Genomic DNA, 13718 nt, shown 5'->3' with positions numbered 1-13718 from the left:
GCTCCAGCCGAACCGGAACGTCCATGCACTCCTCGCCCGCCGACTCGGACGACGGCTCCGACGCCCTGTTCGGGCTCGACGCCCTCGGCCCCGGACCCGCCGCTGCGTGCACCGGCCGGCCGTCCTTCCGTGACTCCGACGCCGCGCGGCGACTGCTGCCCGTGCGGGAGATCCACGCCGAGCCCGCGGCCGCCGCCTCGCCGCGCGGACGCCAGATCATCGCCAGGTTCCCCGGGGCCCGGCTGGTCGAGGTCGAGTCCCACTGGGGCATCCCGGGGCTGCACGGCAACGAGGGCAACGTCGCGCGCTGGGTGCGCGTCAAGGGCGAGACGCTCGTCCTCGGGGAGCGGAAGTCGCCGCGGACGCGTCCCAACGGGCGGTCCGCCGACTGGATCGCACCGGGCGCCTCCAACGGCTGCGCGATGGCGTGCGCCTACTGCTACGTGCCGCGCCGCAAGGGGTACGCCAACCCGGTCACCGTCTTCACCAACATCGACCGGATCATCGGCCACATCGGCCGGCACATCGCCCGGCAGGGCCCCAAGCGCGAGCCGAACCAGTGCGACCCGCAGGCCTGGGTGTACGACATCGGCGAGAACGGCGACTGTTCGGTGGACGCCCTGATCTGCGACAACACCGCGGATCTCGTGCACGCGTTCCGGCAGTGGCCGACGGCGAAGGCGTCGTTCGCGACCAAATTCGTCAACCCGGACCTGCTGGCGCTGGATCCGCGCGGCCGGACCCGTGTCCGGTTCTCGGTGATGCCCCCGGAGGACTCCCGGCTGCTGGACGTGCGCACCTCACCGGTGGCCGAGCGGATCGCCGCCGCCGCGGACTTCCTGGACGCCGGGTACGAGGTGCACTTCAACCTCTCCCCGGTCGTCGTCCGCCCCGGCTGGGAGGAGGCCTGGACGGAACTGCTCGGGCATCTCGACGACGTCCTGCCCGACCGGGTGAAGCGGCAGGCGGCGGCCGAGGTGATCATGCTGACGCACAACCGGGAGCTGCACGAGGTCAACCTCGGCTGGCATCCCCGTGCGGAGGGCGCCCTGTGGCGCCCGGATCTGCAGGAGGACAAGCGCTCCGAGAACGGCGCGCTGAACGTCCGTTACGCGGGTCCCGTCAAGGGGCGGGCGGTGGACCGGCTGCGCGCGCTGATCGCCGCCCGGGCCCCCTGGCTGCGCGTGCGCTACGCGTTCTGACCCGAGTGGGGCGGCGCCTCGGCGAGCCGCCGCCCCACGATCACGTGCGCGGCCCCGGCGGCCGGACGTCAGGCGGCGACCGAGCTCGCCCAGTCGTTGTAGGCGCCCAGGTCGGAGCTGTAGGTGTTGGGGCTGATGGAGATCTGCCCGCCGTTGCCGCCCTCGTCCCGCGCGAGCCAACCCCACTGGCTCGACCCCTGGTTGTTGCGCCACGACGACGTCTGGTCGTTGAAGCCGTACTCGTTGAGGTTGTGCCAGTAGTAGTCGCTGAAGATCAACCGGCGCCCGCCGCCGTTGATGTCCTGGTACAGGCACAGCCGCGAGTGCGGTGGCCAGTAAGACTGAGCTGACTTTCTTCACTGTTCCCCCTTGCTCGGTCAAGGAGACATACGGACCCGTGTGGTTTTGGCGCGAAAGCCGCCGCGCCGCACACGCGGTCGCCGCTCGGGGCCGCACGGTCGCGCCCACGCGCACCGCGCCACCGCGTCACCGCGGCGGGCTCACCGGCGCCCGGGCCTTCAGCGCCTCCAACAGCAGTTCGATCGCGTCCTCGAAGGAACTGTGCCCCATCGCGGGCAGCTCCCGGCGCACGGCCGTCAGCGCGGGATACGACGCGGGGTCGAGCCCCTGGTAGGCCTCGCTCCACGCCCGGTCGTCGCTCTCGCGCTGCTCCCGCGGGAGCGCCTGGCACGCGGCGTCCATGGCGGCGTGGCCGAGCACGGTGTCGATGAACGTCAGATACAGGCGTGTCGCGTCGCCCGGTCCGAACCCCGCGGCGAGCAGGAGCCCGATCCCCGTCTCCACGGCCCGGATCTCGTTCGGCCGCCGGGTCACCCGGTGCGAGGCGAAGGCGGCCGCGCGCGGGTGTGCGAGGTATCCGGCACGGACCCGCCGGGCCATCTCGCGCAGCGCGGCGACCCAGTCGTCCCCGGGGGCGAAGCCCTTCATGGCATCGCCGATGATGCGGTCGGCGATGGCGAGCACCAGGTCGTCGGCGCCGCGGAAATAGCGGTAGAGGGCGCTGGGGTCGCAGCCGAGGGCGGTGCCGAGCCGGCGCACGCTGAGCGCTTCCGGGCCGTGCTCGCCGATCAGCCGCAGGGCGGTGTCCACGATCAGCTCCTCCGACAGCAGCACCCCCGAGCGCGTGGGACGACGGCGGCTGCGCTCCTGCGGCACACGGGTGGTCATGGCGGGTGCTCCTGTCGGTCGGGGCCGCGTAGCAGCAGTGAAGGGGGCCCGCACCCTTATGTCAACAGGATTGACGCAAGACTCGCGCCCGGTGTTCCATCACATCCCGCGCGGCTCTTCCCTCGCCCTCCCTCCCCGTGAGGAGCCCTTCATGCCCTCTCCGACTCCCCCGCCGTCCACACCGCCCGCTCCCCCGGCGACCGCCCCGTCCGGTGGACCGGGCGCCGGACTTCGCCGGTCCCTCGGCGTCGTCGACGGCGTCGCCATCGCGGCCTCCAGCACCGCCGCCACCACCAGCATCGCCATCGGCATGGGCACGGTCGCCACCGTCGTGGGCCTGCAGGCTCCGGCGCTGCTGCTCCTCGCCTTCCTGCCCGTGCTCGGCATCGCCACCGCCTACGCCCGCCTCAACCGCTCCGAGCCCAACTGCGGCAACGGCTACACCTGGGTCGGAAGGACCCTCGGCCCCTGGCCGGGATTCCTGACCGGCTGGGTCACCGTCGTCGGCTCGGTGATCTTCTGCGCCTACACCAGCGCGGTCATGGGCTCGGTCGTCCTGATCTTCGCCGAGAAGGCCGGTCTGCACACCGTGGCCGGCGTCGCCCTCGATCCGTCGTCCACCGGCGTCAGCACGGCCGTCGGCCTGGTGCTGCTGCTCGGCCTGACCGCGCTCGCCGTCACCGGGACCCGCGCCACCACCCGCTTCCAGTTCGCGCTGCTCGTCTTCGAGTACGCCGTGCTGCTGGGGTTCTGCGGCTGGGCCCTGGTCACCGGCGAACAGTCCTTCTCCCTCTCCTGGTTCAACCCCTTCGAGATCGCCGACGGCACGGCGTTCGCCCAGGGCATGGTCCTCGCGGTGTTCTTCTTCTGGGGCTGGGACGCGGCCTTCAGCGTCACCGAGGAGACCCGGAATCCGGGCGACGCGGCCCGCGGCGGTCTGATCGCCCTGTTCGCGATGCTCGGCCTGTTCCTCTTCGCCTCGGTCGCCTTCCAGCGCGAGATGAGCCTGACCGAACTCATCGAGAACGGTCCGCAGGCCCTGCCGTACCTCGCGCGGAAGCTGGCCGCCGAGCCCTGGGCCAGCCTGCCCGCGGTCGCCCTGATGTTCTCCGCGGCGGCCTCCGTGCAGTCCACGCTGATCCCCACGGCGCGCGGGCTCCTCGCGATGGGCCGGGACCGCACCATGGGCCCGGTATGGACCCGGGTGCACCCGCGCTACGGCACGCCCGCCGCCGGAACGGTCGTCGTGCTGGCCATAGCCTCCGCGATCGCCCTGCTGGCCGTCGCCATGCCGAGGCTGAGCGACATGCTGCTGGCCGCCGTCAACGCCATCGGTCTGCTGGTCGCCCTCTACTACGGGCTCACCGCGCTCGCGTGCGCCGTCCGCTTCCGCTCCTCCCGGCGCGAGGGGCCGCGGACCGCGGTGCTCGCCGTGGGAGTGCCCGCCGTGTCCGGTCTGGTGCTGCTGGGCCTCGGCGGCTATCTCGGCTACTCGTACCTGACCATGAGCGACCACTTCGCGCTCAGCCCCGACAACGGCTGGTTCATGTTCTCCCTGCCCTCGGTCATCGTCCTCGCCGGCCTCTGTATGGCCGCGGTCGCCAAATACGTCCGGCGTTCGCCGTACTTCACGACCGGACGCGGCACCGACGCCGAGGCCGTCGTCCTCCCCATGGACCGCACGGCCGTCTGACTCCCCATGCGTTCCCGGCCGTACGCTCCTCTCCCGCTCCGCCCTCATCCCTCCCTGGAGTCCACACCCATGTCGCAGTCCCCGGCCACGGGCCCCGCCGAACTCGTCCTCACCGGCGGGCCCGTCCACACCGTCGACCCCGCCCGCAGCCGCGCCACCGCCGTGGCCGTGCACGGCGGGCGGATCACGGCCGTCGGCCACGACGAGGTGCACGCGCTGATCGGTCCGCGCACCGACGTCGTCGACCTCACCGGCAGGCTGCTGCTGCCCGGCTTCCAGGACGCCCACGTCCACCCGCAGGGCGCGGGCCTGGAACTCGGCCTGTGCCACCTCGCCGACACCGTCGACCCCGCCGAGTACCTGCGTCGGATCGGGACCTACGCCGACGAGCACCCGGACGTCGAATGGATCACCGGCGGCGGCTGGTCCCTGGAGGCCTTCCCCGGCGGCGCACCCACCGCCGCGGCGCTCGACGCGGTCGTCCCCGACCGGCCGGTCTTCCTGCCCAACCGCGACCACCACGGCGCCTGGGTGAACACCCGCGCACTGGAGCGGGCCGGCATCGACGCCCGCACCCCCGATCCCGCCGACGGCCGCATCGAACGTGACGCGGACGGCAACCCGACCGGCATGCTCCAGGAGGGAGCCGTCCACCTCGTGGGCCGGCTGGTGCCCGAGCCCACCTCCGAGGAGCAGCTGACCGCTCTGCTGCGCGCCCAGGCCGTGCTGCACGCGCACGGAGTCACGGCCTGGCAGGACGCCATCGTCGGCGCCTACGCCAACATGACCGACCCCGCCCCCTCCTACCGCACGGCCCTGGACCGGGGACTGCTCACCGCCCGGGTGGTCGGCGCGCTGTGGTGGGACCGCGCACGCGGCGCCGAGCAGATCCCCGAACTCGTCGCACGGCGAGAGGAGTTGACCGTGGGCCGGTTCCGCGCCGGTGCGGTGAAGATCATGCAGGACGGCATCGCGGAGAACCACACCGCGGCCATGCTCGACCCGTATCTCACCGGTTGCGGCTGCGCCTCGGACACCAGCGGCATCAGCTTCGTCGACCCCGGCGAACTGAGGAAGTACGTCACCGAACTCGACGCGCTCGGCTTCCAGGTCCACTTCCACGCCCTCGGCGACCGCGCCGTGCGGGAGGCGCTCGACGCCGTCCAGGCCGCGCGGACCGCCAACGGGACCCTGGACACCCGGCATCACCTGGCGCACCTCCAGGTCGTCCACCCGCACGACGTGCCGCGGTTCCGGGCGCTCGGCGCGACCGCCAACCTCCAGATGCTGTGGGCCGCCCACGAACCGCAGATGGACGAACTCACCCTGCCGTTCCTCGGCCCCGAACGCGGCGCCCGGCAGTATCCCTTCGGCGACCTGCTGCGCGCGGGAGCGACGCTCGCCGCGGGCAGCGACTGGCCGGTGAGCAGCCCCGACCCGCTCCAGGCCATCCATGTCGCCGTCAACCGCAGGTCCTCCGACGCTCCGGAGGGCACTCCGCGGTTCCTGCCCGGCCAGCGGCTCGACCTCGGCGCCGCCCTCGCCGCGTACACGGCGGGCAGCGCCTACGTGAACCACCTCGACGACCTCACCGGCAGCATCACCGTCGGCAAGGCCGCCGACCTCGTCGTCCTCGACCGGGACCCGTTCACCGGGCCGCCCGAGGAGATCGCGGCGACGCGGGTCCTGCAGACCTTCGTGGAGGGCGCCCGCGTCCACGCGTCACCCGACGCCTGAGGGCGGCGACGACCCGGCGCGGCGGCTTCGCCGTGCCGGGTCGTTCACCCGTTCGCGTCGTGTCCGTCCCCCCTCGGTCACCCGTGTCCGTGCACCCGTGTCCGTGCACCGTGTGCGGTCATCCGTATTCCACGGCCGCGTCCAGCAGCCAGTTCGCCAGGTGGTCGGCGAAGGAGGAGCGCACCAATACCCAGAACCCCGCCCCCGGCCGGTCGCGGGCGACCAGGACGACCTGGGTGCGGGCCAGCGTCGTCTGGGCGCAGCGGCCGGGGCCGAAGGCACGCGGGTGCAGATCCAGCCGGCAGCCGTGGGCCAGCAGGTCGCGGGCGCGCGGTCCGCCGACCAGGACGGTGGTGCGCTGGGCGGACACGTCGGTGACGGAGAGGGGCGCGTCCCCGCCCGCCGAACGGATCCGGCCCTCCAGGTCCCGCCGGGCGCCCGGCCGGCCCACCACCAGCCACTCGTCGGGGCCGAGCCACACCGCGCGCAGATCCCCTCCGCGCACGACGGTGTCGGGCTCCAGGGGCAGGGGGAACCCCAGGGCGAGTCCGACGGCGTCCGCCGCCGGGCTCTTGGCGTCGAGGCGGACGTTCAGCTGGGCCAGGAAGGGGACTTCGGCGAGGCGGACCGCGCCCCCGCAGAAGCGCGTCGCGGCGGCGAGACGGTCGGCGGCATGCGCCAGAGGGCTGCGCGGCCGTGCGGTCGGAGCGGTGTCAGCCATCGCGGCGGCCCGCTTCCTCGCCCCGTGACGGGCGAGGAAACGGGCGCGGCCCCCGAGCGCCCCGACGACGGCCCGGACGTCGTGCGCGGCGTCCACGGCGTCCACGGCGTCCACGGCGATGGTCCGCGTACGGCGCGGCTCCCGACCACCGCGTTCCCTCACGCCATGGCGGTCGGCGGATCGGCGGGGCGGGCGCCGGGCCTCCGGGGGCACGGAGTTGCGTAAGGTGGGGCGCTCGGCGAACCGGCGAGGTCAGGCATGGAGATCACCGTCCAGTGGATACGGACGTCCTGGACGAAGGAGTCACGGGGAGGGGAGGCGGCGGCCCGCAGGAACGCGGCTCCGGTGGGGTTCGCTCTTCCGCGCCCCGAGGCGACTTCCGCGCATGTGGTGCGCATGCGGGAGCGTGACGGCTTCGCGCCGTACGACACCCAGGAGGACCTCCGCGCGGTCGACGTGCTGCTCCGCGAGACCGACGGACGGCTGCGGGTCCTCCCCCGCGTGTCACCCCTGTTCGGCCAGCCGCCCAGGCGACGACGGCCGCCGGCGGTACGGCTCGCCCCCGGCCAGTGGGTGCGGTGGCAGCTCAACTACCGCTTCAGCAGCGCGGCGGGGATACGGGGCTGGTCGTACTGGCTGGACACCTTCAACATCGCCTACGGTCCCGTCGACGCCGATGTGTTCCTGTCCACGCCCACCGTGTCCGTGGACGAGCAGGGGGCGGTCCGGTGATCCCGTGCGCGGGCGATCCGGCCCGGAGCGTCGGCTATTCGGACAGTTCCTCCACGGCCTCGCCGATCCCCGTCAGCAGCGGGGCATGGTCCGGCGAACCGGCCAGCCAGGGCAGGAGAAAGGTCCACAGCTGCGTCACGCGGTCCGCCGAGAGCCAGTCGCGATCGGTCGCCCCCAGCACCTCGAACCCCGCCGTCGCCGCCACGATCACGGTCGTCGCCGCGTCCACCGAGACGTCCTGAGCGAGCTCCCCCTCGCGCTGCGCCTGGACGATGAGGTCGTGCACCCACGTCCGCCACCACTGCAGCATCTGCGCCCCGTTCTTACGGGCCGGATCGCCGCTCAGCCGGAAGCCCGCCCTGATGACGGGATCGGTGACCATGGCCAGAAGCAGGCTGCACGCCGTGTTCACCAGGGACTGCAACAGCGTGTCGGCCGCGCCCCGACACCGTTCGGCCAGTTCCTCCACCGAGTCCGCCGCCGCCCTCTCCACCTCCCCGGCGAGATCGCTCTTGCTGGCGAAATGGAAGTGCAGGGCGCCGGTGCTCACTCCGGCCCGCTCGCTGATGCCGGGAAGGGAGGCCCGCGCATACCCCTCGGCGGCGAACAGCTCGGCAGCCGCCCGGACAAGAGAGTGACGTGTGCGCACCGCTCGCGCCTGCATGCCCATCAGGTCTCCCTCCCTCAGCCTGCACACGACGACGCGGGACCGGGCCCGCCAGCCCGGAACGTGGAGAGCATCCCACCGGCGATCTACAAGTAAACCGCGCGTTTGGTATTTTTATACAGGATGATGTCCCTTCGATCACCACTGGGGATCGAACTGCTGCACGGGCGCGGCCGGTTGGGCCGTCAGGCGATGCCGCCGTTCACAAAGACGACCTGCCCGTTGACCCAGCGCCCCGGGCCGGCCAGGAAGGCCACGGTCTCGGCGATGTCCTCGGGGGTGCCGAGGCGTTCGAGCGGGGGCTGCGCGGCGAGGCGGTCGATCGTCTCCTGGTCCTTGCCCTCGAGGAACAACGGGGTGGCGGTCGGACCGGGCGCGACGGCGTTGACGGTGACGTCCCGCCCGCGCAGCTCACGGGCCAGCACCAGCGTCATGGCCTCGACAGCTCCCTTGCTCGCCGCGTAGGGCGCGTACCCGGGAAAGGCCAGCCGGGTCACCGAGGTGGAGAACGTGACCACCGCTCCGCCGTCCCGGACGCGGCGCGCCGCCTCCCGGGCCACGACGAAGGCGCCCCGGACGTTGGTGCGCATCAGCCGGTCGAACGCGTCGAGATCGAACGCGGCGATCGGCCCCAGGGTCATCACCCCGGCCGTGTGGACCACCACGTCGATCCCGCCGAACGCGCCCTCCACCGCGGAGAAGGCGTCGGCCATGGCCCGCTCGTCCGCGACGTCGCCGGCGACCGCGACCGCCCTGCCGCCGGCCGCCTCGACGGCGGCCACGGCCTCCTGTGCCGCCGCCTTGTTGCCCGCGTAGTGCACGCCGACGGCCATCCCCTCGACTGCCAGCCGCCGGGCCACGGCCCGGCCGATCCCCCCGGAAGCGCCGGTGACGAGAGCGACGCGTGTGGTCTCGGACATGATGTGCCTCCAGCTCACTTATGAACGATGAGTCCATATAACCACGTGGTGAACGCTCCGTCCATATGTCAGGCTGTGGCTCGTCGGACGATGCGGACGATGCCCGGGAGGTCGGCGCAATGCAGGAACGGTCGGAACGCGAAGGCGCGCCCAGGCCACGGCGCGGTCGGGGCCGCCGTCCCGCCGCCGAGGTGCGTGCGGACGTCCTCGACGCGGCCGGCGGCCTCCTCCTCGACCAGGGCATGGGCGCGTTCACCATCGAGGCCGTGGCCGAGCGGGCGGGGGTCAGCAAGACGACGCTCTACAAATGGTGGCCCTCCAAGGGCGCGCTCGCCCTCGACGGCTACTTCCACGCCGTGGAGTCCGTGCTGGCCTTCCCGGAGAGCGACGACGTCGAGGCCGACCTCGCGGCGCAGCTCCGCGCCTTCGTACGGATGCTCACCGGGACGCCCGCCGGGCGGGTGATCGCCGAGCTCATCGGCCAGGCGCAGACCGACCCCGAGCTCTCCGCCGCCCTGCTGGAACGCTACGCGGACCCGCGGCGGGACCTGGCGGTCCGGCGGATGCGGCGGGCACAGGCGGACGGTCAGCTGCGCCCCGACGTCGATCCCGAGGTCCTGGTGGACCAGCTCTGGGGCGCCTGCTACCACCGCCTGCTGATGCCCAGCCTGCCCGTGACCGAGGAGTTCGCGACGAGCCTGATCGCCAACCTGATGCGCGGCGTCCGCGCCTGACGAGCCGGGAGCGCCGCCGGCGCGCCGCCGGCTCCGGACGCGGCGCCCCCGCTTCCTCCCGCTTCCCGTTCTCCCGCAACACGTTGGCTCCCGGCTCTGGCCCCGGTGACCTACTGGACGGTATACAAGCCCAGTCGAACGCAATGCCGACCGCACGGAACGGCGTCGTCGACGGGGCGTGGGCTCAAGGGGGAGGAACTCGATGCAGCGCGACGTTCGCACGGGAGGACCGGCCGGTCGCCGCCGAAAGGGCGTCACCTTGTACGCCGCACTGGGGAGTTGCGCCCTGGTCGCCGCCTCCGCGGCGCCGGCCGCGGCGCACGGCGGAGGCGGGGGCCATGAAGGCGACCGGTACGTGGCGCTCGGCGACTCCTACACCTCCGGCCCCCTCATCCCGCGCCAGGTGGACGCCAACTGCGCACGCTCCGACCACAATTACCCGTCGATCGTCGCCGGGCGGCTTCGGGCGACCTCGTTCAAGGACGTCAGTTGCAGCGGGGCGACGACCGAGCACATGTGGAAGCCACAGGGGACCAACGGCCCCCAACTCGACGCGGTGGGCCGGAACAGCGACATCGTCACCGTCCAGATCGGCGGCAACGACATGGGCTTCGGCTCCATCATCGGCACCTGCGCCCAGCTGTACGCGCAGGACCCGACCGGCAACCCGTGCCAGCGCCACTACGGCGCCTCGGGTGTCGACCAGCTCACCATCGCGATAGCCAGGACCGGCCCCAAGGTCGCCCGGGTGCTCCAGGCCGTGCACGACCGGGCCCCGCACGCCCGGATCGTCGTCGTCGGCTACCCGGATCTGCTGCCCGACGACGGCAGCGGCTGCGCTCCCTCCGTGCCGTTCGCGACGCGGGACTTCCCCTACCTGCGCGACACCGGGAAGCGGCTCAACCTGATGCTCCGGCTGGTGGCTCGCTGGAACCACGCCGAGTACGTCGACACCTACGGTCCGACCATCGGCCACGACATGTGCAAGTCCCCGGCCGACCGGTGGATCGAGCCGTTGCAGCCGGCGTCCCCCGCGGCTCCCGCGCATCCCAACGCCAAGGGTGAGGCAGCCATGGCGGGGGCCGTGTGGCAGCGCCTGACCCACGGGCGGGGCCGCTGACCGACGCGCGACCGGACGGGGACGGCGGTCTGCGGACGGCGGAGCCGATGGCAGCCGCCGTCCGGCCACCACGGTCCGGCCGGCCGGGGCCGCACCGTGGTGGCCCCGGCTCGCGCGATCGGCTCACACGTCGGAGTCGATGCCGGTGACCACCGCCGGTCCGAGCGGCGCGCTGGTGTCGTCGAGCCCCGCGGCGTGCAGGGCGGAGTCCGCGAGCCTGCGGGCGTCCTCCTCAGCGTGCGGGCCGCTGTCCGCTTCGACGGCGAGCCGGATGGTGAACGTGTCGTCCTCGTTCACGGTGAGCGGGTCGAGGTCCTGCGCGTTGCCCATCCGGGTGTGATGCGGATCGGCCGGACGCAGGGCCCGGCTCAGCCGCGTGCGCGTCTCGTCCTCGACCCCTGCGGTGAACGTGCCCGGCACGGTGATCACGTACGTCGTCATGGTGTTCTGTCCCTTTCCTCGGGTCCTCGGCTCCTCGCGTTCCCTCCCGCATACCCCGCAGCGGCGCGGTCGATCTCCGCTCTCCCCGGATGGGCGACACCGGCTTGCCTCCCGAGCCCCTCGGGACGGACCGGGCGCGGCCGGAGCCTCCGGCCTGCTCCGGTCTCTGCTCCTGCTCCTGCTCCTGTTCCTGTTTCCCCTCCTGTTTCTGCTCCCGTTCTCGTGCCACCTGCACGCTTGCGCGGCGCGGTGCGCGGGTGACGCCGTCCCGCACCTTGCCGAGGAGCGGAGCGACGCGGGCCCCGCCTGCGTGATCACCCGACCCGCGCGACACTGAAAGCCGCGGATGATCCTCGGTGGCGCGCGGAGAGGAGCGCTGATGCCCAAGCGGCCGTCGCTCGCCGAATCGGTCCGGGCCGGCCGGCGTGCGACGCGTGTCACGGCCGCCGCGGCGGTCGGGTTCTATCCGGCGGCCTATCTCCTCGATCGGCCCGTGACAGCGGTCTACGCCCTGTTCACACCCATCGCGTTGGGCGTCCTCTCGCCGGTGCCCGGGTCCGGTCGCCGACGTGCCGCGACCGTCCTGCGCGCCTTGCCGGCCGCTGCCGTCCTCACCGCCGCCGGCACGGCCCTCGCCGTGCAGACCTGGTCGGCCGTGGCGGGCATGCTGATCGTCGCGTTCGTGCTGATGTTCGGCTCGGTGTGCGGCCCGCGTCTGGCCGGCACCGCGCCCGGGCTACAGCTGTTCTACATCCTCGCCTGCTTCCCGCCCTTCGCCCCGGAGACACTGCCCCAGCGCTTGACCGGGGTCGCCATCGGCGGGGCGTCGCTCGTCCTGTGCGAGGTGGTGGTGCTCCCGGATCCGCCGGATCCTGCGTACCGCGAGCGGATCGCCGACACGCTGGACCTCGCGGCCCACGCCACCCGCTCCCTGATCCACACCACAGGACCGGAGCCGGGTCTGGCCGGACGGCTGCGGTCGGCCGGCCGGGGCCTGCGCTTCTCCCAGCAGCCTGCCGGCGCCCGCCCGACCGGAGCCGGAAGGGCGGACCGCGCCTTCGCCCAGGCGGGTTCGGCGACCCGACGTCTGGTCGACCAACTGGCCGCCCTCGTCGACATGCACTCCACGCCCTTGGACACGGCCTCGCAGAACCTGCTCAACGGCATCGCGGCGGCCTGCGCCGGGACGGCCGGCGCGCTGCGCCGGTCGCGCCCCGCGGTGGGGCCCGAGCTGATCGAGGAGATGATCGCCCAGTTCGTGGCCGCCCGCGACGGCGACCCCGGCGGGCGCGTCCCCCGCCCGCACCCGGTGCTGGTGCGGCAGTCGACGGTGCTGACGATCGCGGTCTCCGCCGTGACGGTGCGCACGGCCGCCGCCTTGGCACTGAACGGCCGCCGGCCGCTGCACGGTCTGCCACGGGAGCAGTTCTGGTACGCGCGGATGCCGACGCTCCGGCTGTTCGCCATCCGCCTGACGGGCAATCTGACGCGGCGGTCCGTCGTCTTCCAGAACGCGCTGCGCAGCGCGTTGGGTCTCGCGCTGGCCCGTCTGGTGGCGGGTTCGCTCGACCTGTCGCACGGCTTCTGGGTGCTGCTGACCGTGCTGACCCTGGGCCGGACCACGGCGGGCGCCACCTGGTCCGCCGTCCGCGCGGCCGTCGTGGGCACCCTGGCCGGCGCGCTGGCCGCCGGGCTGCTCCTCATCGGGGCGGGCGACGCCACCGAGGTGTACGCCTTCCTGCTCGTACCGATGATGCTGATCGCCTTCGCTGTGGGGCCCCTGGAGGGCCCGTCCTGGGCGCAGGGACTGTTCACCCTGGTCGTCTCCACGGCGTTCGCGCAGATCGAACCCGTGACGTGGCGGCTCGCGGAGATGCGGGTCGTGGACGTGCTGACCGGGAGTGCGGTCGGGCTGCTGTGCGGTGTGCTCGCGTGGCCGTTCGGGGCCCGCGCCGAGACGCGGCGCAGCATGACGGCCCTGCTGCGGTCCGCCGCTCCCGTGGTGCGGGCCACCGCCGCCGCGGCGACGGACGACGGGGGCGGTGGCGAGGGGACGGCGGGCCGCGGCGACGCCGACCAGCGGGCCGTCCGGCTGACCCTGCACCGGCTCCGGATCGCGGAGGGCTCGTACGCGCAGTACCGCACCGAACCCGCCACCGGTGCCCCCGAGCCCGAGACCGACTACCTCGCCGCGCTCAACTTCGGCTCCCGTGTCCTGGTCGGCGCCTACTGGCTGCCCCGGACGGAGCGTCCGCGCGAGCTGCCTCCCGCCGCCCGGCACTGGGCCCGGCGTGTCGGAGAGGAGGCGGAGACGGCCATCGTCCGGGCGGCCGACTTCCCTCCGGGCGGCATCCATGTCCGGCTGCCCCCGCCGCCCGCACTGCCCTCCGAGGTACCGCCGCGGGTGCTCTCCCTGCTGACCGACATCGAGGTCTGGATCGACGCGCTCGCGGCGGACCTCAACGCCAGCAACACCAGCACCAACACCAACCGGCGGACGGCCCGGTCGGCCGCCTCCTGAAGGGCCATTTGCGCCGGGACGTTCCTCGACGGAGGGTCGGTC

At 73.2% G+C, this 13718-nt stretch carries 13 protein-coding genes; 7 read left to right on the top strand and 6 right to left on the bottom strand.

The annotated features are described in order from the left end of the window. Window positions 1-23 precede the first annotated feature (23 nt). Window positions 24-1202, top strand: a complete 1179-nt coding sequence (locus J2X68_RS04085; protein ID WP_310431033.1) for a spore photoproduct lyase family protein — start codon at window positions 24-26, stop codon at window positions 1200-1202. 68 nt (window positions 1203-1270) lie between these two features. On the opposite strand, the gene J2X68_RS04080 is transcribed toward J2X68_RS04085, so the two are convergent. Beyond that, window positions 1271-1519, bottom strand: coding sequence for a peptidase inhibitor family I36 protein (locus J2X68_RS04080; RefSeq protein ID WP_310431358.1), 249 nt, complete (start codon window positions 1517-1519; stop codon window positions 1271-1273). Between the two features lie 169 nt (window positions 1520-1688). Continuing rightward, window positions 1689-2390, bottom strand: a complete 702-nt coding sequence (locus tag J2X68_RS04075; protein ID WP_310431032.1) for a TetR/AcrR family transcriptional regulator — start codon at window positions 2388-2390, stop codon at window positions 1689-1691. Window positions 2391-2541: 151 nt separating this feature from the next. Here J2X68_RS04075 and J2X68_RS04070 point away from each other — a divergent pair, with 151 nt between their 5' ends. Together J2X68_RS04070 and J2X68_RS04065 are read left to right on the top strand one after the other, a co-directional pair. Continuing rightward, entirely contained in the window at window positions 2542-4083 is a 1542-nt protein-coding gene (locus tag J2X68_RS04070) for an APC family permease (RefSeq protein WP_310431031.1), read from the top strand. A gap of 69 nt (window positions 4084-4152) precedes the next feature. After that, window positions 4153-5820, top strand: a complete 1668-nt coding sequence (locus tag J2X68_RS04065; protein WP_310431030.1) for an amidohydrolase — start codon at window positions 4153-4155, stop codon at window positions 5818-5820. Between the two features lie 118 nt (window positions 5821-5938). Here the strand turns inward: J2X68_RS04065 and J2X68_RS04060 are convergent, their stop codons facing one another. After that, window positions 5939-6541, bottom strand: coding sequence for a sarcosine oxidase subunit gamma family protein (locus J2X68_RS04060; RefSeq protein ID WP_310431357.1), 603 nt, complete (start codon window positions 6539-6541; stop codon window positions 5939-5941). 258 nt (window positions 6542-6799) lie between these two features. Here J2X68_RS04060 and J2X68_RS04055 point away from each other — a divergent pair, with 258 nt between their 5' ends. After that, entirely contained in the window at window positions 6800-7273 is a 474-nt protein-coding gene (locus J2X68_RS04055; RefSeq protein WP_310431029.1) for a hypothetical protein, read from the top strand. Between the two features lie 34 nt (window positions 7274-7307). Here the strand turns inward: J2X68_RS04055 and J2X68_RS04050 are convergent, their stop codons facing one another. Both J2X68_RS04050 and J2X68_RS04045 read right to left on the bottom strand, forming a co-directional pair. Further along, window positions 7308-7943 carry a ScbR family autoregulator-binding transcription factor gene (locus J2X68_RS04050; RefSeq protein ID WP_310431028.1) on the bottom strand — a complete coding sequence of 212 codons (636 nt, stop codon included), beginning with the start codon at window positions 7941-7943 and terminating at the stop codon, window positions 7308-7310. Window positions 7944-8125: 182 nt separating this feature from the next. Then, window positions 8126-8860, bottom strand: coding sequence for an SDR family oxidoreductase (locus tag J2X68_RS04045; RefSeq protein ID WP_310431027.1), 735 nt, complete (start codon window positions 8858-8860; stop codon window positions 8126-8128). Between the two features lie 119 nt (window positions 8861-8979). On the opposite strand from J2X68_RS04045, the gene J2X68_RS04040 reads away from it, so the two are divergent. Further along, window positions 8980-9594, top strand: coding sequence for a TetR/AcrR family transcriptional regulator (locus J2X68_RS04040; RefSeq protein WP_310431026.1), 615 nt, complete (start codon window positions 8980-8982; stop codon window positions 9592-9594). Window positions 9595-9796: 202 nt separating this feature from the next. Continuing rightward, window positions 9797-10714: an SGNH/GDSL hydrolase family protein gene (locus tag J2X68_RS04035; RefSeq protein WP_310431025.1), complete on the top strand. Its 918-nt coding sequence runs from the start codon at window positions 9797-9799 to the stop codon at window positions 10712-10714. A 123-nt stretch (window positions 10715-10837) separates the two neighbouring features. Here the strand turns inward: J2X68_RS04035 and J2X68_RS04030 are convergent, their stop codons facing one another. After that, window positions 10838-11155 (bottom strand): hypothetical protein, encoded by a 318-nt coding sequence (locus J2X68_RS04030; RefSeq protein WP_020127189.1) that lies wholly within the window; start codon window positions 11153-11155, stop codon window positions 10838-10840. 379 nt (window positions 11156-11534) lie between these two features. Between J2X68_RS04030 and J2X68_RS04025 the strand changes: the two genes are divergently transcribed. Further along, window positions 11535-13676 carry an FUSC family protein gene (locus tag J2X68_RS04025; RefSeq protein ID WP_310431024.1) on the top strand — a complete coding sequence of 714 codons (2142 nt, stop codon included), beginning with the start codon at window positions 11535-11537 and terminating at the stop codon, window positions 13674-13676. Window positions 13677-13718: the final 42 nt, after the last annotated feature.

Source organism: Streptomyces sp. 3330 (assembly GCF_031456635.1).
Lineage (GTDB): Bacteria > Actinomycetota > Actinomycetes > Streptomycetales > Streptomycetaceae > Streptomyces.
Note: the sequence above shows the minus strand (reverse complement) of the source record. Positions and strands in the feature narration are given on the sequence as shown.